This window comes from Nocardiopsis sediminis (assembly GCF_042650565.1).
Taxonomy (GTDB): domain Bacteria; phylum Actinomycetota; class Actinomycetes; order Streptosporangiales; family Streptosporangiaceae; genus Nocardiopsis_B; species Nocardiopsis_B sediminis.
The window spans coordinates 57620-78506 of sequence record NZ_JBHSBH010000022.1; the positions used below are offsets into that span (position 1 = coordinate 57620).

Annotated in this window: 22 protein-coding genes; 12 read left to right on the plus strand and 10 right to left on the minus strand. The window is 72.4% G+C overall.

The window, feature by feature from the left end:
• Positions 1-19 precede the first annotated feature (19 nt).
• From ACFOVU_RS28735 to ACFOVU_RS28745, 3 genes are all read right to left on the minus strand, one after another.
• Complete coding sequence (locus tag ACFOVU_RS28735; protein ID WP_378538601.1) at positions 20-271, minus strand: hypothetical protein; 252 nt, start codon at positions 269-271, stop codon at positions 20-22.
• 231 nt (positions 272-502) lie between these two features.
• On the minus strand, positions 503-1738 hold the full coding sequence (locus tag ACFOVU_RS28740; protein ID WP_378538602.1) for a right-handed parallel beta-helix repeat-containing protein: 1236 nt from the start codon (positions 1736-1738) through the stop codon (positions 503-505).
• A 124-nt stretch (positions 1739-1862) separates the two neighbouring features.
• Positions 1863-2792 (minus strand): metallophosphoesterase, encoded by a 930-nt coding sequence (locus tag ACFOVU_RS28745; RefSeq protein ID WP_378538603.1) that lies wholly within the window; start codon positions 2790-2792, stop codon positions 1863-1865.
• Between the two features lie 153 nt (positions 2793-2945).
• Here ACFOVU_RS28745 and ACFOVU_RS28750 point away from each other — a divergent pair, with 153 nt between their 5' ends.
• Positions 2946-3404 carry a GatB/YqeY domain-containing protein gene (locus ACFOVU_RS28750; protein ID WP_378538604.1) on the plus strand — a complete coding sequence of 153 codons (459 nt, stop codon included), beginning with the start codon at positions 2946-2948 and terminating at the stop codon, positions 3402-3404.
• A gap of 81 nt (positions 3405-3485) precedes the next feature.
• Here ACFOVU_RS28750 and ACFOVU_RS28755 read toward each other — a convergent pair whose 3' ends face one another.
• A complete protein-coding gene (locus tag ACFOVU_RS28755) occupies positions 3486-5882 on the minus strand; it encodes a penicillin-binding protein (protein ID WP_378538629.1) in 2397 nt (798 codons plus the stop codon).
• Positions 5883-6340: 458 nt separating this feature from the next.
• Here ACFOVU_RS28755 and ACFOVU_RS28760 point away from each other — a divergent pair, with 458 nt between their 5' ends.
• Positions 6341-6661, plus strand: coding sequence for a WhiB family transcriptional regulator (locus tag ACFOVU_RS28760; protein WP_378538630.1), 321 nt, complete (start codon positions 6341-6343; stop codon positions 6659-6661).
• Positions 6662-6683: 22 nt separating this feature from the next.
• On the opposite strand, the gene ACFOVU_RS28765 is transcribed toward ACFOVU_RS28760, so the two are convergent.
• Together ACFOVU_RS28765 and ACFOVU_RS28770 are read right to left on the minus strand one after the other, a co-directional pair.
• Positions 6684-7847 (minus strand): ArsA family ATPase, encoded by a 1164-nt coding sequence (locus ACFOVU_RS28765; protein ID WP_378538605.1) that lies wholly within the window; start codon positions 7845-7847, stop codon positions 6684-6686.
• Positions 7844-8869: an ArsA-related P-loop ATPase gene (locus tag ACFOVU_RS28770; RefSeq protein WP_378538606.1), complete on the minus strand. Its 1026-nt coding sequence runs from the start codon at positions 8867-8869 to the stop codon at positions 7844-7846. The genes ACFOVU_RS28765 and ACFOVU_RS28770 overlap by 4 nt, the downstream gene beginning before the upstream one ends.
• A 72-nt stretch (positions 8870-8941) precedes the next feature.
• Between ACFOVU_RS28770 and ACFOVU_RS28775 the strand changes: the two genes are divergently transcribed.
• From ACFOVU_RS28775 to ACFOVU_RS28790, 4 genes are all read left to right on the plus strand, one after another.
• Positions 8942-9112 carry a DUF4177 domain-containing protein gene (locus tag ACFOVU_RS28775; protein ID WP_133739902.1) on the plus strand — a complete coding sequence of 57 codons (171 nt, stop codon included), beginning with the start codon at positions 8942-8944 and terminating at the stop codon, positions 9110-9112.
• A gap of 4 nt (positions 9113-9116) precedes the next feature.
• Positions 9117-9581, plus strand: a complete 465-nt coding sequence (locus tag ACFOVU_RS28780) for a RidA family protein (RefSeq protein ID WP_378538607.1) — start codon at positions 9117-9119, stop codon at positions 9579-9581.
• Between the two features lie 61 nt (positions 9582-9642).
• A complete protein-coding gene (locus ACFOVU_RS28785; protein WP_378538608.1) occupies positions 9643-10482 on the plus strand; it encodes an NUDIX hydrolase in 840 nt (279 codons plus the stop codon).
• 79 nt (positions 10483-10561) lie between these two features.
• Entirely contained in the window at positions 10562-11371 is an 810-nt protein-coding gene (locus ACFOVU_RS28790) for an MBL fold metallo-hydrolase (RefSeq protein ID WP_378538609.1), read from the plus strand.
• A 130-nt stretch (positions 11372-11501) separates the two neighbouring features.
• Here the strand turns inward: ACFOVU_RS28790 and ACFOVU_RS28795 are convergent, their stop codons facing one another.
• Complete coding sequence (locus ACFOVU_RS28795; RefSeq protein WP_067974011.1) at positions 11502-12185, minus strand: Crp/Fnr family transcriptional regulator; 684 nt, start codon at positions 12183-12185, stop codon at positions 11502-11504.
• A gap of 364 nt (positions 12186-12549) precedes the next feature.
• Here ACFOVU_RS28795 and nth point away from each other — a divergent pair, with 364 nt between their 5' ends.
• The 3 genes from nth (at position 12550) to ACFOVU_RS28810 (ending at position 15193) form a co-directional block, all read left to right on the plus strand.
• Positions 12550-13227, plus strand: a complete 678-nt coding sequence (nth, locus tag ACFOVU_RS28800; protein ID WP_378538631.1) for an endonuclease III — start codon at positions 12550-12552, stop codon at positions 13225-13227.
• Positions 13228-13364: 137 nt separating this feature from the next.
• Entirely contained in the window at positions 13365-13997 is a 633-nt protein-coding gene (locus tag ACFOVU_RS28805) for an NUDIX hydrolase (protein ID WP_378538632.1), read from the plus strand.
• Positions 13998-14014: 17 nt separating this feature from the next.
• On the plus strand, positions 14015-15193 hold the full coding sequence (locus tag ACFOVU_RS28810) for a MarP family serine protease (RefSeq protein ID WP_378538610.1): 1179 nt from the start codon (positions 14015-14017) through the stop codon (positions 15191-15193).
• 63 nt (positions 15194-15256) lie between these two features.
• Here the strand turns inward: ACFOVU_RS28810 and ACFOVU_RS28815 are convergent, their stop codons facing one another.
• The 3 genes from ACFOVU_RS28815 to ACFOVU_RS28825 all read right to left on the minus strand — a co-directional run bounded on the left by ACFOVU_RS28815 (position 15257) and on the right by ACFOVU_RS28825 (position 16970).
• Positions 15257-15919 carry a peptidylprolyl isomerase gene (locus ACFOVU_RS28815; protein ID WP_378538611.1) on the minus strand — a complete coding sequence of 221 codons (663 nt, stop codon included), beginning with the start codon at positions 15917-15919 and terminating at the stop codon, positions 15257-15259.
• Between the two features lie 142 nt (positions 15920-16061).
• Positions 16062-16604 carry an ATP-binding protein gene (locus ACFOVU_RS28820; RefSeq protein WP_378538612.1) on the minus strand — a complete coding sequence of 181 codons (543 nt, stop codon included), beginning with the start codon at positions 16602-16604 and terminating at the stop codon, positions 16062-16064.
• Between the two features lie 18 nt (positions 16605-16622).
• On the minus strand, positions 16623-16970 hold the full coding sequence (locus ACFOVU_RS28825; protein ID WP_040272705.1) for an STAS domain-containing protein: 348 nt from the start codon (positions 16968-16970) through the stop codon (positions 16623-16625).
• A 213-nt stretch (positions 16971-17183) separates the two neighbouring features.
• Here ACFOVU_RS28825 and ACFOVU_RS28830 point away from each other — a divergent pair, with 213 nt between their 5' ends.
• From ACFOVU_RS28830 to ACFOVU_RS28840, 3 genes are all read left to right on the plus strand, one after another.
• A complete protein-coding gene (locus tag ACFOVU_RS28830) occupies positions 17184-19559 on the plus strand; it encodes a DEAD/DEAH box helicase (protein WP_378538613.1) in 2376 nt (791 codons plus the stop codon).
• Between the two features lie 505 nt (positions 19560-20064).
• Positions 20065-20310, plus strand: coding sequence for a DUF4244 domain-containing protein (locus ACFOVU_RS28835; protein ID WP_378538614.1), 246 nt, complete (start codon positions 20065-20067; stop codon positions 20308-20310).
• The gene (locus tag ACFOVU_RS28840; RefSeq protein WP_378538615.1) at positions 20288-20644 is read left to right on the plus strand and encodes a TadE family type IV pilus minor pilin; all 357 of its coding nucleotides are present in this window, start codon (positions 20288-20290) and stop codon (positions 20642-20644) included. The genes ACFOVU_RS28835 and ACFOVU_RS28840 overlap by 23 nt, the downstream gene beginning before the upstream one ends.
• The last annotated feature ends 243 nt before the right edge of the window (positions 20645-20887 follow it).

Genomic DNA, 20887 nt, shown 5'->3' on the forward strand with positions numbered 1-20887 from the left:
CCGCCGTTCGCGCCGACCGCTAGTCGGCGCTGCTGTGGGTGTGCGACGACACCGCGCCGTGCGGGCCGGCGTGCTCGAAGGCTTCGTGGTACTCGGCACGGCCGTCCTTGGCGTGGGCCTTGACCTCGAAGGAGGTCGCCCCCTTCGGGCCGGCCTTGCTGAACTCGTTCTCGTAGTGGGCGTCGGCCATGGCCACGGCGGGCGCCCCGAAAGCCAGGGCAGGAGCGGCGATGGCCGTGAAAACGATCCGGCGGACAGTCGACTTCTGCATGGTGGCTGGTTTCCCTTCGCACACAGGCTCCGGCGATCTGCCGGACCCTCCGGCCCTCAGGCCCGTGGCACGTCCCCGCCCCCGCGACGACCGCGGGCTGCATGACGGCCACTCCCATGCTCAGCGCAGACCCGCCCAAGATAGAACACAGTGTGGCTGTGCAATCACAAAAATCCCGATTCGCACGGAAAAGCCCGCGCCGCGGCGCGGGCCCGTGGTGTGGCGGGGGTGTCAGAAGGCCGCGCCGAGGTCCGGGTGGTCCTTGGGGCGCAGGAAGTCCGATGGCGGGATGCCGCCGCCGGCCGGGCGCTCTCCGGTGATCGCGCCGGGGTCGGTGCCGAGGAGGTCGGCGTCGGTCCAGGAGTCGGAGATGTCCCACGAGTTCCCGGACCCCGCGGAGCCGTCGCCGGTCTCCACCGGGCTCGCGTTGCCCACCGACAGGTTCGCCGACAGCTCGGCGGAGGAGCGGTCGAACTGGAAGCCGACGTCGTCGTTGCCGTAGGCGGTGCCGCGGGTCACGTTCAGGGCGCCGGGGTTGCCGTTGTCGGTGTAGCCGTCGGCGGCGTTGCCGAACGACATGGTGTTGGCGACCGTGTGGGCGACGCCCGGGGCCGGGTCCCCGCCGCCGAGCTTGAAGCCGTTGCCGTCACCGGAGAAGTCCGGCAGGTCCCAGCGGTTGAACCCGTTGCCGTAGGCGATGGTGTCCTCGATGGTGATGGGCGACTCGAACAGCCAGGCGTCGAAGCCGTCGTCCACGTTGTTCCACAGCCGGGCGCCGCGGACGACGTTGCCCGTTCCCGAGCCCTCCTTGATGGCCAGCCCGTCGGCGCTCTCCCCGTTCTTGCGGGGGTCGCGGTTGCCGTAGCTGTCCAGGTCGACGATGAGGTTGCCGGTGGACGCGCCCTGGAGCTGGAACCCGCTCTCGTAGTTGTCCCGGGTGGTCAGGCCGGAGAACATGTTGGAGTCGCAGTCGTTGCAGTAGATCCCGTAGGGCCCGTTGATGATCTCCAGCCCGTTGATCCGCCAGTGCGACGCCTCCTGGTGGATCGCGCCGCGCTCGTCGCGCGGGATGCTGCCGCCGACGGGGGTGTGGCTCGCGGGCAGCTGCTCGCCGTCGATGATCGCCCGCTCGCCCTCGTAGGCGGTGAGGGTGATGGGGGCGTCGGCCGTTCCGTCGGTTTCGATGGTGATGTTGTCGTCGGTGAGGGCGTAGGTGCCGCCGCGCACGGCGATCACGTCTCCGGGGCCGGCGAGGTCGACCGCGCGCTGCACCGTGGCGAGCGGTTCCTCCAGGGTTCCGGGGTTGGCGTCGTCGCCGTCGGTGGCCACGACCAGGGTGGGGTCGGCCGCGGCGGGGGTGGGGTCCGCCGCGGCCGGTGGGACCGCCGCGACCAGCGCGGATGCGGTCGCGACAGCGGCGAACACGGTGAGGGGACGTGCCGGGTGGGGGGAGCGTCTCGGGGGCATGGGGCTCCTTGCCGAGATGGGGAAGCGCTTTCCGGATGCGCTCAGTGTGCCACTCCGCCCGCGTGTGTGCCAGGGCCCTGCGCCCCCGGCGCGGGCCCGGCGCCGCCGGGCCCGCGCACCGCCGCTACCGGTGCGCGACGGGGGTGGAGCCGTCGGCGACCAGGTCGATCAGGGATGCCTCGGGCCGGCAGCAGAACCGGACCGGCGCGTAGGGCGAGGTGCCCAGCCCGCCCGACACGTGCAGCCAGGCGCCCTCGTAGCGGCTCAGCCCCCAGGCCCGCGGGCGGTCGATGCCGCAGTTGGTCACGAGGGTGCCGTAGAACGGCATGCAGATCTGCCCGCCGTGGGTGTGCCCCGCCAGGAGCAGCTGGTAGCCGTCGGCGGCGAAGCGGTCCAGGTTGGCCGGCTCGGGCGAGTGCATGACGCCGAGCCGGAGGTCCGCGGTCGGGTCGGCGGGCCCGGCGATGGCGTCGTAGCGGTCCAGCTTGATGTGGGAGTCGTGCACGCCCGCGGCCGCGATGTCGAGCGTGCCGGCCTTGAGCGAGCCCGTGCGGTTGTTCAGGTCGAGCCAGCCCGCCCCGGTCATGGCCGCGCCCAGGGTGCGCCACGGCAGGTCGGGGACGGTGCGCTTCTTGTAGTCGGCCTTGCTGCTGCGCCACAGGTAGCGGGCGGGGTTCTTGAACTGCGGGGAGAACAGGTCGTTGGAGCCGTACACGAACGCGCCCGGCCGGTCGAGCAGCGGCCCCAGCGCGTCGATGAACGGGCCCACGGCGTCGGGGTGGGCGAGGGAGTCGCCGGTGTTGACCACCAGGTCGGGTTCGTAGGCGTCGAGCCCGCGGACCCAGTCGATGAGCATCTTGCGGCCCGGGGTCAGATGGGCGTCGGAGAGGTGGAGCACGCGCAGCCGCCGGCTGCCCGCCGGCAGCAGCGGGATCTCATAGCGCCGCAGCCGGAACCAGTTCCGCTCGATGACCGACGCGTAGCCCAGCCCGGCGACGCCGATCGCGCCCGTGACCATGGCCGCCCGGCCCACTGTGCGCAGTGCCCTGCCCATCGTGCCCACCGCTCCTTGTTGATCGCCCGTTGCGACGATGGTGTCAGATCCGGTGCACCGGAATGTCCGTACGGCGCCGCGGCCGGGGCGCCGGGGGAGGGCGCCGGGAAAACCCCTCGGTGCGGTGCGCCCGCTGACCCTATGATCTCTCCCATGTCCGAACTCAAAGACCGTCTGAAGGCCGACCTCACCGCCGCCATGAAGGCGCGCGACGACGTGCGCACCCGGACCCTGCGCATGGTGCTCACCGCGATCTCCAACGAGGAGGTCGCCGGCAGCTCCGTCCGCGAACTCGGCGACGACGACGTCGTCAAGCTGATCACGCGCGAGGCGAAGAAGCGCCGCGAGGCGGCCGAGGCGTTCGAGAAGGGCGACCGGCCGGAGCAGGCCGAAGCCGAGCGCGCCGAGGGGGAGGTGCTCGCCGGCTACCTGCCCGCCCAGCTCGGCGACGACGAGCTCGCGCGGTTGGTGGCCGACGCGGTCGCCGAGTCGGGGGCGAGCGGGCCGCGCGCCATGGGCCAGGTCATGAAGATCGTCAACCCGAAGGTGGCCGGCCGCGCCGAGGGCGGCCGCGTGGCGGCGGAGGTCAAGCGGCAGCTCGGCGGCGCCTGACGCACAACGAAGGGGCGGGCGATCGGATCGCCCGCCCCTTCCGTGTCCTCGGCCCTGCCGCGCCGGCCGTCGTGCCCGGCGCTACTCCTCGCGGCGCCCGGGCGTGTACATGCCGGTCTCGGCGGGCGTGCCGTTCAGCGGCTGCCACACGCCGCTGTCGGGGACGCTGGTGGTGCGGTCCGACCCGCTGCCGTCGCTCAGGAAGACGTTGACCGTGGCGCCCTCGGCGAGCTGCGTGCCGGGGTCGGGGTTGACCGCGGCGACGGTGTCGCCGGCCTCACTCGACCGCACCCGGGTGCCGGACACGCTCACCCGGAACCCCGCCTCTTCGAGCATGCTCACCGCGGAGTCCTGGCTCAGCCCGATGACGTCGGGCACCCCCGCCTCGTTGTTCGCGGGGCGGGCGGAGTCCTCGTCGTCGTCGCGTGACGGCTCCGATGTGGAGCCGAACTGCGAGGGCGCCGCCGGGAAGTCCTCCTCGTCGAGCTCGGACACCGCGGCCCGCATGGTCTCCTGCCAGATCGGGCCGGGGATGGTCGCCCCGAACACCTCGCCGTAGTGGCGGTCGCCGATCGTGACGTTGCGCAGCGGGTAGTTCTGCGGCCCGCGGGGGTCGCCAACGAACACGGCGCTGGCGAGGTTGGGGGTGTATCCGGCGAGCCAGGCGCTGGCCGAGCCGTCGGTGGTGCCGGTCTTGGCGGCGGCCGGCCGGCCGATGCCCAGGCCGTTGGTGGTCCCGCCCCGGAAGGTCTGCTGCAACAGGTAGCTGACGCCGGCCGCGACGTCCTCGTCGATGGCGCGCTCGCAGTCGCTGTCCATCTCGATGGTCCGGCCGGACTGGCGGTCCTCGATCTTGGTGATGGCCTGCGGCTCGCAGTACATGCCGCCGGAGGCGAAGGTGGCGTAGGCGTTGGCGACGGTCATGGGGGAGACCTCTTCACTGCCGAGGGTGAAGGAGTTGTTCCCCTGGGTCCGCTCGTTGTCGAAGGACGTGCCGTCGGCCCGGTGCACGCCGAGCCGCTCGGACATCTCGATGACGTTGCACAGCCCCACGCGCCTCTGGAGCATCGCGAAGTAGGTGTTCACCGACCCCTTGGTGCCCGAGACCATGTTGTTGCTGCCGCTGCCCTTGGTGTCGCCGGCGTTGCTCACCGGCCACGGGGCGAGCGGGGCGCCGTCGCAGTTGCGCTGCCCGGTGACCGTGGTGCTGTTGCTGGAGCTGAACGAGGTGCCGAAGCCCAGGCCCTGGTCGAGCGCCGCGGCGAGGGTGAACGCCTTGAAGGTCGATCCGGCCTGGAACCCGGTGCTGCCGCCGCGGTCGAAGTCGGTGGCGAAGTTGATCGAGGTCTCGCCGAGCCTGGATTCGTCGGGGCCGTAGTTGCGGCTCTGGACCATGCCGCGGATCTCGCCGGTGCCCGGTTCGATCAGCACCTCGGCGGCGACCTTGCGCGACTCGTTGGTGCGCGGCACCCACTTGTCGACGGCGTCCTGGGCGGCGGACTGCATGTCGGCGTCGAGCGTGGTGTGGATCTGGAGCCCCGCGGTCCGCAGCCAGCGGGCGCGCTCGGTCTCGTCCTCGCCGAACTGGTCGTTCTTCTCGATCTCCTGGACCACGTAGTCGCAGAAGAACGGTTGGTCGCTGGGCATGCAGCCGTTGCTGGGGTTGGAGACGTCGAGTTCCAGCTCGGTGCCCTTGGCCTCCTCGGCCTCTTCGGCGCTCGCCGCGCCGACGTCGACCATCCGGTCCAGGACGATGTCGCGCCGCTCGGTGGCGTCGTCGGGGTTGAGCCGCAGGTTGTACAGGTAGGGGTAGCGGACCGCGCCGGCGAGGGCGGCGGACTGCTCCAGGTTCAGCTCGTCGGCCCCGATGCCGAAGTAGTGCCGGGCGGCGGACTCGACGCCGTAGGCGCCGTCGCCGAAGTACGCGATGTTCAGGTAGCCCTCGAGGATCTCGTCCTTGGACATGCGCTGTTCGAGGGTGATGGCGTAGCGGAGTTCGCGCACCTTCCGCGAGATCGTGGTCTCGCGGGCCTCCTCCTGCTCGGCCTGGGTGGTGGCGCTCTCGACCAGGACGTTCTTGACGTACTGCTGGGTGAGCGACGACCCGCCCTGGGTGCTGCCGCTGAGGGTGCGCAGCGCGGCCCGGAACGTGCCGGAGATGTCGATGCCGCCGTGCTCGTAGAAGCGCGCGTCCTCGATGGCGATGATGGCGTCCTGCATCACCGGCGACATGTCGTCGAGCTTCACCAGCTCGCGGTTCTGGTCGTAGATCTCCGCGATGACCTCGCCGTCGCGGTCCAGGATCTCCGATCTCTGCGGCGGCGGTGGTGTCTCCAGTTCACTGGGCATGTTGAGGAACCCTGTGGCGACGTTGCGCGCGGTGATGCCCAGTCCACCGACGGCTGGCAGTGCAAGGGCGGCGCACAAGACGCCCGCCACGATTCCGACGCCAAGGAGTTGACCGATTTTTTGCAGCAATGTCCCCTGACCCACCCCATCAGACTACGTGCGGTCGGCCGGCTCGTGGTGCGCGATTTACCGTGATTTCGGGGGAATCCTGACGGCTGCACACACGGGGCCCCGCTATCCCCCTTCTATTGTGAACGCTCCGGCGAGCGACATCGGCCTGCCTGCGGATCGTCACCGTTCGTATGGGAAGGATGACGGGTGGCATACGCGGCAATGGCCCCAGCGGGCTATATGGGAAATGGGCCCAATGGGGCCTGTTGGCCGTGCGTGGTGATCCGTAGTTTCGTGCTCAGTGGTGAGGAGGGACTCAGGCGCCGAAACGCAGGCCCCGATGGCGATCCGGCCCGTGCCCGGCCCCGCTGACAGCCCCCGCTTTCCGGTGCCCCGCCCTCCGCCCCATGCCATGCCGACGCCCGCGCCCGTCGGCGCAAGGACGAACACACATGCTGATCTTGGGAGTGGGGCACATGTGGATCACGGACTGGACCTCGCGCGCCGTATGCCGCCAGGCCGATCCGGACGCGCTCTTCGTGCAGGGAGCCGCGCAGAACAGGGCCAAACTCATCTGCCGGGGCTGCCCGGTGCGCACCGAATGCCTGGCCGACGCGCTGGACAACCGGATCGAGTTCGGGGTCTGGGGAGGGATGACCGAACGCGAGCGGCGCGCCCTGCTGCGCAGGCGGCCTGATGTCGCCTCGTGGAAGGACCTCTTGGAGAACGCCCGCAAGGAGTACGAGGGCGAGCCCGGCCCCGCCGGCCCCGGCGACGGATCCGTGGCGGTCTGCTGAGAACGGGTTTCCCGCTCGGCACCTACCGGGCCAGGTCGTGGCCGATCGCCCGCAGGGCGGCGAGGTCGTGGACGTCTTCGGGGCGCGCCGGGACGTCCACCACCGGTACCTCCGGGTGCGCGGCGGTCAGGCCCCCGCGCAGGCGCGCCTCGCGCGCCCGCACCCGGGCCGACTCCGCGTGCAGCCGCAGCGCCGCCTCGGCCAGCGGGTGCTCGGCGGCCTCCGCCAGTGACCGCGCCGCGGCCTCCGCCCGTTCGGCGGCCAGCCCGGGGGCCGACACCGGATGCACGCGGTTGAGCACCAGCCCGGCGAGCGGCATGCGGTCGGTGCCCAGCCGGTCGATGAAGTACGACGCCTCGCGCAGCGCGTCGCTCTCGGGCACCGCGACCACGATGAACGCCGTGCCGGGGGCCTGCAACAGCCGGTAGGTCTGCTCGGCGCGCTCCTGGAAGCCGCCGAACACCGCGTCGAACGCGGTGATGAACGTCTGCACGTCCTTCAGCACCTGGGCGCCCACGATCTTGCCGATCATCGACGTGACCATGCCGACCCCCGCGCCCAGCAGGCGGAACGCCCCGGTGGCCGGGGGCGCGCTGAGGAAGCGGATCAGCCGGCCGTCGAGGAACCGGCCCAGCCGCTTGGGGGCGTCGAGGAAGTCGAGGGCCGACCGGCTGGGCGGGGTGTCGACGATGATGAGGTCCCATTCGCCCGACTGCCGGAGCTGGCCGAGCTTCTCCATGGCCATGTACTCCTGCGTGCCGGAGAAGCTGGTGGACAGCGACTGGTAGAAGGGGTTCGCCAGGATCTGCCGCGCCCGTTCGGGGTCGGCGTGGGCTTCGACGATCTCGTCGAAGGTCCGCTTCATGTCGAGCATCATGGCGTGCAGGGAGCCACGCGGGCGGCCGGTGCGCTCCGCCGTGGCGTCCCCGGTCTCGGCGGGCAGCTCCACCGGGCGCGGGGTGTTGTCCAGCTCGCTCAGGCCCATCGACTGCGCGAGCCGGCGTGCGGGGTCGACCGTGATCACCACGGCGTGGCGGCCGCGCTCGGCGGCGAGCACGCCCATCGCGGCGGCGGTCGTGGTCTTGCCCACGCCGCCCGAGCCGCAGCACACCACGATCCGGGTGGACGGGTCGGCCAGCAGGGCGCCCAGGTCGAGCCGGGGCCCGGACGGAGGGGGCGCGGTCACGCCGCCCCCTGTGCCCGGAGCAGGCCGGCGAGCGTGTCGAGGGCCGCGCGGTCGACGCCACCCGCGCCCAGCATCGGCAGCTCGTAGCGGGGACGGTCGACGCCGGCCAGCCGGTCGCGGATGGCGGTCTCGACGCGTACCCGGCGGGCGTGCGCGGTGATCTCGGCGGCGAGGCCTCTCGCGGCCTCGTCCGGCCGGTCCACGCGGGCGGCCTTGAGCCCCTGCGCGAGCGCATCGGTGTCGAGGGTGCCGGCGATCGCGTCGGCCAGCGCGGCGTCGTCGAGGAAGCGCTCGCGCACGAGGTTGACCATGATGGCGCCGACGTTGAGCCCCACCTCGCGGACCTCGCCGATGCCGTCGATCGTCTCCTGGGCGGGCATTTCCTCGAGCAGGGTCACGAAGTGCACAACGGTCTGCGGGGAGCGCATGGTCTCCATGACCTTGTCGGCGTGGTTGCGGATGGGGCCCATCCGGGCGAGCCCGGCGACCTCGGCGTTGACGTTGAGGAACTGGGCGATGCGCCCGGTGGGCGGGGCGTCCATGACCACGGCGTCGTAGGCGTAGGGCGCGCGCGGGTCGTCGCGGGCGCCCCGGCGGCGGTCGCGGGCCCGGCGCCGGACGGCCTCGGTGGCCTTGCCGGTCAGCAGGACGTCGCGTACGCCGGGCGCGATGGTCGTGGCGAAGTCGACCGCCCCGAACCGGGTGAGCGCCTGCCCGGCGCGGCGGATGCCGTAGAACATCTCCAGGTACTCCAGGAGCGCCGCCTCGGCGTCGACGGCGAGTGCGTGCACCTGTCCGCCGCCGGGGGCCGAGGCGACCTCGCGCTCGCCGTAGGGCAGCGGGGGCTGGTCGAACAGCTGGGCGATGCCCTGGCGGTCCTCGACCTCGACCAGCAGCACCTTGCGCCCGCCGGAGGCCAGCGCCAGGGCGAGGGCCGCGGCGAGGGTCGTCTTGCCGGTGCCCCCTTTGCCGGTGACGACATGGAGACGGACGCCGTCCCAATCGCGATCGCGTGCACTCACCTCACGGAGTTTATGTCGCAACCGCCGGGCTCGTCGGTCCGCGCAGGGGGTGCGGTGAGTAAGGTGGCGCCCATGACGAAGTGGGAGTACGCGACGGTGCCACTGCTGTCGCACGCGACGAAGCAGATCCTGGACAACTGGGGCGAGGACGGCTGGGAGCTGGTCTCGGTGATCCCGGGGCCGTCGGTCGACGGCGATCCCCGCAACCAGCAGCTGGTCGCCTACCTGAAGCGGGAGAAGTAGCCACATGAGCGACCCGGAGCAGCGCCTCGCCGAGCTGGGGCTGACCATCCCCGAGGTGGTCCCGCCGGTGGCGTCCTACACGCCGGCCGTCCGCACCGGCGACCACGTGTACGTGTCCGGCCAGGTGCCCATGGTCGAGGGCACGCCCGCCGGGACCGGCAAGGTCGGCGCCGAGGTCACCCCGGAGCGGGCGGCCGAGCTGGCCGCGGTGTGCGCGCTGAACGCGATCGCGGCGCTGAAGGCCGAGCTCGGCGACCTGTCGCGGGTGCGCCGGGTCGTCAAGGTCGTCGGCTTCGTGGCCAGCGACCCGTCCTTCACCGGCCAGCCGAAGGTGATCAACGGCGCCAGCGACCTCCTCGGCGAGGTCTTCGGCGCCGCGGGGGTGCACGCGCGCAGCGCCGTCGGCGTGGCCGCGCTGCCGCTCGACGTCCCCGTCGAGGTGGAGATGATCGTCGAGGTCACCGACTAGCGGGGCCCCGGCGGAGCCGGGTGGCGCAGCGTTCGTTCACCGTGATGACTGGAGGACGACCATGACAACGGAACATCCCCCGGCCGGCGACACGGCCGACGGGCATGCCGAGCCGGTGGAGCCCCGCCCCGCCGCCACCGTCGTCCTGCTGCGCGAGGGCGCGGCCCCACCCGGCGCCGCCTCGGGCGGGATCGAGGTCTACCTGCTGCGCCGGGCGCGGACCATGCCGTTCGCCCCCGGCGCCTATGCGTTCCCCGGCGGCCGCGTGGACCCCCGCGACGCCGACCACGGCGTGCGCTGGGCGGGCCCGTCCCCCGGCGACTGGGCGGCCGTCCTGGGCGCCGCCGAGCCGCTGGCGAGGTCCCTGGTGTGCGCGGCGGTGCGCGAGACCTTCGAGGAGTCCGGCGTCCTGCTGGCGGGCGCCTCGGCGGCCGAGGTGGTCGCCGATACGCGCGGCGACGACTGGGAGGCCGACCGGACCGCGCTCATCGACCGCTCGCTGTCCTTCTCGGACTTCCTGGACCGGCGGGGACTCGTGCTGCGCTCGGACCTGCTGAAGGCGTGGTCGCACTGGATCACCCCGCGCGGGGAGCCGCGCCGGTTCGACACGCGGTTCTTCGTCGCGGTCCTGCCCGTCGGCCAGCAGACCCGCGACGTCGGCGGCGAGGCCGACCGCGTGGTGTGGATGCGCCCGGCCGACGCCGTCGCCGGGTGGCGCGACGGCTCGCTGCCGATGCTCCCGCCCACGTCGACCACCTGCCGGGAGCTGGCGGGGTTCGCCGCCCCGGACGCCGCCATGGCCGCGCGGCGCACGATCGCGCCGATCCTTCCCGAGCTGCGGCGGGTCGGCGGGCGGACCCGGATCGTGGTGCCCGGCGACACCGGCTGCCCGCCGCCGTGAGGCCGTACGCGCCCCCTGTCCATGCGGGACCCCCGCCATTGCCGGCCCCGCACCGTTCCAGTGAGGGAGACGAGGTTCGATGAGGATCGACGGCTCAGGCACCCTGCGTGCGAGCTGCGTGCTGTGCCCCAACCCGGGGCCCATGACGCTCGACGGGACCAACACGTGGGTGCTGCGCGAGCCCGGTTCGCGGGGTGTCGTCGTGGTCGACCCCGGCCCGCATGACGAACGGCACCTGGAACGCGTGGCGCGCACGGTGCAGGAGCAGGGCGCGCAGGTCCTCCTGGCGCTGCTCAGCCACCACCACGGCGACCACAGCGAGGGCGCGCGCTACTTCTCCGAGCTGACGGGCGCCCCTGTGCGCGCGGTCGACCCGGAGCTGCGCATCGGGGGCGACGGGCTGACCGACGGCGAGCTGATCACCGCCGACGGACTGGAGCTGCGTGTGGTGGCCACACCGGGGCACACCGCCGACTCCGTGTGCTTCCACCTGCCGGCCGACGACGTCATCCTCACCGGCGACACCGTGCTGGGCACCGGGACCACGGTGATTTCCGGCGACGGCGGGCTGGCCACCTACATGGACTCCCTGCGCCGGCTGCGCGACCTGGTGATCACCACCGACGCCCGGGCGCTGCTGCCGGGGCACGGTCCCATCTGCACCGATCCGCTCGCCAAGCTCGACGAGTACATCGGGCACCGGGAACTGCGGCTCGCGCAGGTCACCGAGGCCGTTCGCGCGGGCGACCACACGCCGGCGCAGATCGTGGCCCGGGTCTACGCCGGCGTCGAGGACGCCGTGATCCCCGCGGCCGAGGCGTCGGTCCGCGCCCAGCTGCGCTACCTGGCCAAGCGGGGTGACATCCCCCCGGAGCTGGGGGAGTCCTGAAGGGCGGCGACCCGGAACCCGGGAAGAGGGAATGCCGAAAGCCCGGCCATCGGCCCTATCCGGCGCTCCCCCCGTACGTTGTCGGGGGCCACCGGGCGGGGCCGAGGACCGGGCTCGCGGTGTCGGCGGGTCAGCGTGCGCGCCGGCGCATCCGCTCGATGTCGAGCAGCACGACCGCCTTGGCCTCGATGCGCAGCCAGCCGCGCAGGGCGAATTCGGCGAGCGCCTTGTTGACGGTCTCGCGCGAGGCGCCGACGAGCTGGGCCAGCTCCTCCTGGGTGAGGTCGTGGTGCACGTGCAGGCCGTCCTCGCCCTCCTTGCCGAACCGGTCGGCGAGGTCGAGCAGGGCCTTGGCCACGCGGCCGGGGACGTCGGTGAACACGAGGTCCGACATGACGTCGTTGGTGCGCCGCATGCGGGTCGCGAGCGCCTTCAGCAGCTGCAACGCCACCTGGGGCTGGCCTGCGATGAAGGGCCGCAGGTCGTCGTGGCCCAGACCGGCCAGGACGGCGTCGGTCACGGCGACGGCGCTCGCCGTGCGCGGGCGCGGGTCGAACAGTGAAAGCTCGCCGAACATCTCACTCGGGCCGAGCACGCTCAGCAGGTTCTCGCGCCCGTCCACAGCGGTGCGGGTCAGCTTGACCTTGCCGCTGAGGATGACGTAGAGCCGGTCGCCCTCGTCGCCTTCGGAGAAGAGGGTCTGGCCCCGGCCGAGGCGAACCTCGCTCACCGAGGCGCGCAGTGCGGCCGCGCCCTCTTCGTCGAGTGCCTCGAAAAGAGGGGCCTTCCGCAGCACCTCGTTGGTCTCGTCCACCGCTTCCTCCTTGCAACCTGACCGTCAACAGTGTGACGTATATCGCACCCCAGTGTGAAACCAGGTCGTTACCTCGGCTTGTCGCCCGGGTGACAACCAGCCCGTCACGGCCGACGGCAGCATCCCCGATCTTAGTTGCATCATCCCCCTGGGCAGTGCTGTCCCCGCCGATCTCGGGCGAATGCCCACATTAATTCGGTCACGATCCACGAAGACGGGAGAAGTCGGACCCGTGAGGCCGACGCCGGACGCGTCCCGGACTACGTACTCTTTGGGTGTGCCTGGCGATCCTTCTCCCGCTCCCGCGGCCGCCGCCGCGGCCGATCGCGGTGACCACCCACCCACCGGCGAGTCACGCCTCGCCCTGGTGCGGCGCGCCCGCAGGATCAATCGCGAACTCGCCGTGATCTACCCCGATGCGCGCGCCGAACTGAACTTCACCGGCCCGCTGGAGCTCCTCGTCGCCACGATCCTGTCGGCGCAGTGCACCGACAAACGGGTCAACGCGGTCACGCCGGGGCTCTTCGCACGTTATCCCACCGCCGCCGACTACGCCGCGGCGGACCGCGAAGAGCTCGAGGGCATCATCCGCTCCACCGGGTTCTTCCGCGCCAAGGCCAACAGCATCATCGGCTTGGGCCAGGAGCTGTGCGCCCGGCACGGCGGCGAGGTCCCCGGCGACCTCCGCGAACTGGTCCGCCTGCCCGGCGTGGGGCGCAAGACCGCCAACGTCGTCCTGGGCAACGCCTTCGGGGTGCCCGGGATCACCGTCGACACCCACTTCGGCCGGCTCGCCCGGCGCCTGGGCTGGACCGGCGCGAGCGACCCGGTGAAGGTCGAGCACGAGATCGGGGCGCTGTTCCCGCCCAAGGAGTGGACGATGCTGTCCCACCGGCTCATCTGGCACGGCCGCCGGGTGTGCCACGCCCGCCGGCCCGCCTGCGGGGCGTGCGCCGTCGCGCGCTGGTGCCCCTCGTTCGGCGAGGGCCCGACCGACCAGGACCAGGCGCGCAAGCTGATCAGGAACGGCCCGTTCCGATGACCGGCCCCAACGCAACCGGGGACCGCGGCCATGGCGCCCCGCGCGACCGCCTGAACGGCGGCGCGGCCGAACCCTCCGGCGCGCCGGCGATCAGCACGCCCGCGTGGCTGGCCTCGCTGGCGGCCGCCTCCAAGCGGATGCCCGTTCCCGCCGTGATGCGCCCGCCCGAGGAGGGCGGCCGCAGGTCGGCCGTCCTCATCCTCTTCGGCGAGGGCGAGCGCGGGCCCGATGTCCTGCTCATCCAGCGCAACAACGGGCTGCGGCGGCACTCCGGGCAGCCCGCGTTCCCCGGCGGTGCCCTGGACCCCTCCGACGACGGCCCCGAGGACTGCGCGCTGCGCGAAGCCCGCGAGGAGACCGGCGCCGACCCCGACGGCATCGAGCTGCTGGGCCGGCTGCCGGAGCTGTACATCAACCGCAGCGGCTTTCGCGTGCAGCCCATCCTGGCCTGGTGGCGCACGCCCTCCGACGTCCACCCCGCCGACCCCGGCGAGGTCGCCGGCGTGGTGCGGGTCCCCATCGCCGACCTCGCCGACCCCGCCAACCGGGTCCGCGTGCGCGAGCCCGGGGGAGCCGCCCGGCCGGCGTTCCGGGTGGGCGGGATGCTCGTGTGGGGGTTCACCGCGGCCATACTTGACCGGTTGCTCGTTTTGGGCGGATGGGAACGCCCCTGGCTCGACACCGCGTTGGAGACAGAGCTACCTATGAACGGGCTACCCGTGAACGGGGCGACGGCGGCGGACGTGCCGGGGAGCCCTTCGGCTCCGTGATCTAAGAGGAGGGCATCGTGCTGGACGTGATCCTCATCGTCCTGGTGATGGTCTTCGCGCTGTCCGGCTACCGGCAGGGGTTCATCGTCGGCGTCATGAGCTTCGCCGGGTTCATCGGCGGCGGCGTCCTCGCGGCGCTCGGCGCGCCGGGGCTGATCCAGGAGCTGGTCGCCGACCCTGGGCGGCAGGCGCTCCTGGCGATCGCGATCGTCTTCCTCTCCGCGGCGCTGGGCCAGTTCGTCACCTCCTACCTCGGGGCGCTGGTGCGCAACCGGGTCACGTGGGACTCCGCCCGCGTCGTCGACGCCCTGGGCGGGGCTGTGGTCAGCGGGCTGTCGGTGCTCCTCGTGGGGTGGCTGGTGGGCAGCGCCGTGGCCAACTCCGCGATCCCCATCGTCAACACCCAGGTCACCGACTCCCGGGTGCTGCGCGCGGTCGACGACGTCATGCCCGACGCCGCGCAGACCTGGTTCTCGACCTTCCGCCGGATCGTCGACCAGAGCGCGTTCCCCCAGGTCTTCAGCGGCCTCGGCTCCGGCGAGCTGGCCGAGGTCGCCCCGCCCGACCCCGATGTGCTCAACACCGAGGGCCTGCGCCAGGCCAGTCAGAGCGTCGTGAAGGTGCTCGGCACCGCCCCGTCGTGCCAGCGGCGGGTCGAGGGGACCGGGTTCGTGTACTCCGAGGGCCGGGTCATGACCAACGCCCACGTCGTCGCCGGCGTCACCGAGGACCTGCGGGTGGTCACCCGCTCCGGCCAGCAGGTTCCCGCCACCGTCGTGCTCTACGACCCCCAGCAGGACATCGCGGTGCTCGACGTCTCGGGTCTGGACCTGCCGGCCCTGGAGTTCGACCCCAATGCGCAGAAGGGCGACGACGCCGTTGTGGCGGGCTTCCCGCGCAACAACGGGTTCACGGCGGTGCCCGCGCGCATCCGCGCCGAGCAGACCGCGCAGGGCCCCGACTTCTACCACTCCCAGCAGGTCAGCCGGGAGATCTACCAGGTGCGGTCGGTCGTGCGCCCCGGCAACTCCGGCGGCCCGCTGATTTCCCCCGACGGAACGGTCTACGGGGTCGTCTTCGCGGCGGCCACCAACGAGGAGGAGACCGGCTACATCCTCACCGCCGACGAGGTCGCCGCCAACGCCGCCGCGGGCCGGACGGCCACGGAGCCGGTCTCGACCCAGGCCTGCGACTGACCATGCGAACGACCGGGGCCGGGGCGGGCCGCGCCTGAGCCGCGGCGCGGGGGACCGGCGGGATCAGTCGCCGGAGCGGTGGATCTCGACCGACTCCAGCACGATGTCCTCGGCGGGGCGGTCGGCGGCGTCGGTCTCGACCGCGGAGATCGCCTCGACGACCTCCAGGTCGGAGTCCGCGGCGACCTCGCCGAAGATGGTGTGCAGGTCGTCGAGGTGCGGAGTGGGCGCCGAGGTGATGAAGAACTGCGAGCCGTTGGTGTCGGGCCCGGAGTTCGCCATGGCGAGCTTTCCGGGGGCGTCGAACGCCAGCTCGGGGTCGATCTCGTCGGCGAACGCATAGCCGGGGCCGCCCGTGCCGGTGCCCTCGGGGTCACCGCCCTGGATCATGAAGTCGGGGATGACGCGGTGGAAGACGGTGCCGTCGTAGAAGCGGTCCTCACCGGTCTGCGGGTTCTGCGCGCGCCCGCCCTCGGCGAGCCCCACGAAGTTCTGCACGGTCTCGGGGGCTCTGTCGGGGAACAGCACCACCTCGATGTCGCCCTCGCTCGTGCGCAGGGTCGCGCCCTCGACGCCGGCGATGTCGACCTCGGGCAGCTCCTCACCGGCGGGGGAGGAGGCCCCCTGGCCGGGCTCCGGCTCCGCGGCCCCGGACTGGCAGGCCACCGATGCGAGCAGGGCGGCGCCGGCGGCGGCGCAGGCCGCGGACCTGGTGAAGCGGTTCATCTGGTTCGTCTCCGGCTGTTCGGCGCAGGGTCGGTCGGACAGCACAGAGTAGCGTTCCGGTGAGAATGCCCCACAGGGCCCTTCGACACGTTCGGGCGGCCCCCGCTGAGGGGACCGCCCGATGGTGCGCGTGCAGCGGCGGTCAGCCGACGAGCCGGTCGTCCTGATCCGGCTCGGTCTGCCCGACCGGCCAGCTCATCCGGACCACGGTGCCGTTCTCGTTGGGCTCGATGCTGACCTCGTCGGCCAGGCCGACGATGACGGCCAGCCCCACATCGGGGGAGAGCCCGGTGACCCCGCCCGGAGGCGTGTGCTCGTCGAGGTACACGCCGCCGCCCTCGGCGTCGTGGTTCAGCGGCGTGCCCGGCTCCTTCGCCGGGGCGAGGTCCGCGACCACGACCTCGAAGCGGTGGGCGGCATGCCCGTTGTGCGGCGCCACGGCGGGGGTGTCCCGGCGTGCGGAGGGCGGGCCCGCGCTGTCGATGAGGTCGAGCCGGATCGGCTGATCCGGGCAGTAGGCGCGGTGCGCCTCGACCGCGCGCGAGCACGCCTCGCCGACCGCCAGCCGGATTTCATCGAGCGCGGATTCCGCGATGCCCGCACGCCGCGCAACGGCCGTGGCCATCAGCCGGGCCGTGCGCACGTGGGCGGGCAGCGCACTGATCGTGAGCTGGACGAGTGCCATGGGTCGCTCGTTACGCAGCTACTTGGACTTACGCTTGTCGATGGCTTCCTGCACTGAGTCGTAGATCCCGAAGACCTTGGTCAGGCCGGTGATCCGGAAGATCTTCAGGATCCGCTCCTGGGTGCACACCAGGTCGAGCGTGCCGTCGTGCGCACGCACGCGCTTCAGCCCGCCGACGAGCACGCCGAGACCAGTCGAGTCGAGGAACTCCACCTTCTCCATGTTGACCACGAGGTGGAAGTTACCCTTGTTGACCAGATCGATCAGGAGCTCACGCAGGCGTGGCGCGGTATAGACGTCGATCTCACCCTCGACCACGACGATCTCAGTGTCGTCCTGGGTGTGGTGATCAAGCTTCAAGTCCACTAGTCCTCCAGCGCCGAACCGCGATAAACCGCGAGTGATCTCTGCCGGGCGTTACCCCACAGTGCGGCATTCAACCATGCGTGTGCACGGCGTCTTCCTGTAACCACAAGAAAACCACGACACCGCGCGTCTGTTCCCCCAGATGTCACACTGAAACCGGTCCAACGTCCGCGATCCCTGTGACGTGCGGAGTCTGCCGAGGAGGGTGCCGGGGTGAATCAGTGGGAGCCGACACTCCGACGGCTGTGGCGTGACAATACCCGGAACTCGCAGGTGACACATGTGGAGCGGCTGGCACGTGGCGACGGGGTAAGTGAAGACTGGCCAGACTGGACACCGCCCCCGGTTCGTGAGCGGTTATCAGCACTGGGAATCACGGCTCCATGGTCCCACCAGGTCGCCGCCGCGAACCTCGCGCGCTCCGGTAGCAACGTGATCATAGCCACCGGTACCGCTTCGGGAAAGTCGCTCGGCTTCCTGCTTCCGTGCGCCGAGGCCATCGGCGAAGGCGGAACCGTGCTCTACATCTCCCCGGCCAAGGCGCTCGCCGCCGACCAGCTGCGCGCCCTCACCGATCTCGACCTGCCCGGCCTGCGCGCGGCCACCTACGACGGCGACACCCCCGGGCAGGAACGGGCGTGGATCCGCACCCACGCCAACTACGTCCTCACCAACCCCGACATGCTGCACCACGCCGTGCTCGGGCGGCACGCGGCGTGGGCGGGGTTCCTGCGCCGGCTGCGCTACGTCGTCATCGACGAGGCCCACCGCTACCGGGGGGTGTTCGGGTCGCACGTCGCCCAGATCGTGCGCCGCCTGCGGCGGGTATGCGCCCGCTACCGCAGCGCGCCCGTGTTCATCCTCGCGTCGGCCACCACCGGCACCCCTGAGGAGAGCGCCCACCGCCTCACCGGGCTGCCGGTGCACGCGATCACCCGCGACGCCTCCCCGCGCGCCGCACTCAGCTTCGCGCTGGTCGAGCCCGAGCTGACCGACGAGAAGGGCGAGAACGGCGCGCCCGTCCGCCGCACGGCCACCGCGGAGGCCGCGTCCGTGCTCGCCGACCTCGTGGCCGAGGGCGTGCGCACCCTGGCCTTCGTCCGCTCGCGCCAGGCGTCGGAGGTGGTCGCGCTGACCGCGCAGCGCACCCTGCGCGAACGCGGGCACGCGCGGGTCCCCGTGGGCGGCGAGGCCGGTGCCGGGGGAGAGGGCGCGGCGGAGCACCACGACCTCGCGCGGGCGCGCCCCGAAGGCCGCCTGGACGCAAAGGTCGCCGCCTACCGCGCGGGCTACCTGGCACACGACCGGCGGGGCCTGGAGGCCTCCCTGCGCAGCGGCGACCTGCTCGGCCTGGCGACCACCAACGCGCTCGAGCTCGGCGTCGACATCACCGGCCTCGACGCCGTGCTGATCACCGGCTGGCCCGGCACCCTCGCGTCCCTGTGGCAGCAGGCCGGACGGGCGGGCCGCGCGGGCGAGGACGCGCTGGCCGTCTTCATCGCCCGCGACGATCCGCTCGACACCTACCTGGTCCACCACCCGGAGGCGATCTTCGGGCGCCCGGTCGAAGCCACCGTCCTCGACCCCGACAACCCCTACGTCCTCGGCCCGCACCTGTGCGCGGCGGCGTCGGAGATCCCGCTGACGGCCGACGACCTGGAGCTGTTCGGGCCCGTCGCCGAGGACGTCCTGGCCGGCCTGGTCGACCGCGGCCTGCTGCGCAAGCGGCCGCGCGGCTGGTTCTGGACCAGGCGCGACCGCGCGAGCGACCTCGCCGACATCCGCGGCGCGGGCGGCCCGCCCGTGCAGATCGTCGACTCCGGCAGCGGGCAGCTCCTCGGCACCATCGACGAGGCAGCCGCGCACGGGACCGTGCACGACGGCGCGGTCTACCTGCACCAGGGGCTGACCTACGTGGTGGAGGAGCTCGACCTCGACGCCGGGGTGGCCCTGGTGTGCGGTGCGGCGCCCGAGTACAGCACCTGGGCGCGCGACGTCACGGAGATCGAGATCCTGCGCACCTTGAAGGAGCACGCCTGGGGCGATGCCGCCACGGTCCACTTCGGCGAGGTCGAGGTGACCCGCCAGGTGGTCGCCTACCTCAAACGTGACGTCCGCACCGGCGCCGTGCTCGGCGAGCAACCACTCGACCTGCCCGAACGCACGCTCAACTCCCGGGCGGTGTGGTGGACGCTCGCGCCCGAGGAGGCGGAGCGCCTGCTCGCGGCCGACGTGGAGCTGCGCGGCGCCGCCCACGCGGCCGAGCACGCCGCCATCGGCCTGCTGCCGCTCTTCGCCACCTGCGACCGGTGGGACATCGGCGGTGTCTCCACGGCGCTGCACGCCGATACCGGACGGCTGACGATCTTCGTCTACGACGGCCACGAGGGCGGGGCGGGCTTCGCCGAACGCGGCTACGCGGCGGCCCGCGCCTGGCTGACCGCCACACGCGCCGCCATCGCCGACTGCGAGTGCCACGACGGCTGCCCGTCGTGCATTCAGTCCCCGAAGTGCGGTAACGGCAACGACCCACTCAGCAAGCCGGGCGCACTGCGCCTCCTCGATGCGCTCCTGGCGGGGACGGCCTGATCGGGGGTGGGGTGGACGGCCCGGGGGCGGCCGGCCGAGCGGATGATCACGGTGAGTGTTTCTCGCGAAACGTAGGGTGCGGATCGAGCGGGAGCGGCGGGAACGGCGGAAAGAGCAGGAGCAGCGGGAAGAGCGGGACCGCGGAGGCGCCGCGGACCCGTCGACCGGACGGGGCCGTGCATCCGTTGTCCGTCGTCTTGACCCTCGCTCGCCGCGACGACGTCCGATCAGGCTGTGGGGGTAGGGGCTCGACGCCGCCCTCCGTACGGTGCCGGTGAGCCGAGAGCGGGACGCCGTCTCACGCGAACGGGCACCTCCCCCGGAGCCGGCCGAACGGTCGGAGGGGGCCGGAGATGCCGCCACCGCCCAAGGGCGGTACGCGCTCCCCGTCCGGTTATCCACAGGCTTGGGATTGCGCTTTCGCCGCACGCACGCCGCCGCGCACTCTGGGATCAGGACGCGGGACACCGCCCCGCGCCCCGTCCCCGGCCCGTTGGAGGTCGCCATGCCCATCCCCCCTCCCGCTGCCGTCCGCCGCCTCGCCCGCATCCCCCTCGAACGCCGCACCGCCCCCGGCCGCGCCGTCGTCCCCGCCGTCGGCCGCGACCGCGGCATGTCGACGGCGGAGTACGCCGTAGGAACGGTCACGGCGTGCGCTTTCGCCGCAGTCCTGTACGTCATCCTCACCAGCTCCGAGGTACGCGACACCCTCACGCAGATCGTCACCGATGCGTTGCGCGTCGGCGGGTGACCGCGGTGGGGTCACCGCCGAGATCGCCGTCGCACTGCCGTCGCTGGCGCTCGTGCTCGGCCTCGCACTGGCCGCCGTCCAGGCGGCGGCCGCCCACGTCGCGTGCGTCGACTCCGCCAGGATCGGCGCCCGCGCACTGGCGCGGGGCGACTCCGAGTCCGAGGTGCTGACCTTGATCGCCCGGACCGCGCCCGAATCCGCCGAGACCCGGCTGTCCCGCGGCGACGGCATGGCCCGCGTCACCGTGACCACGCGGATCCCGATCGGCCCGTCGTTCACCGCCCCGGTCGTGGTCGGCGGCGAAGCCGCCACCCCGGTCGAGCCCGGCACATGACGGCACCCGCACCACGGACCGGCGCGCCCTTGGACGGCCGGCGGTGGCCCACTCCGGTCACGCCCCGGGTTCCGAGTCCCGCACCCGTCCGTGACCGTGCGCCATGCGGCGTCAGAGGTGAAGGGAGGCCCGCCATGCGGTGTGTGCCACTGCTCCTGCTCCGGCATGTGACGACCACACGATCACCGAACGACGCCCCTGTAGAGGGAGGCCGCTGCCGGTCCGCCCGGGTCGTGTCCTGGA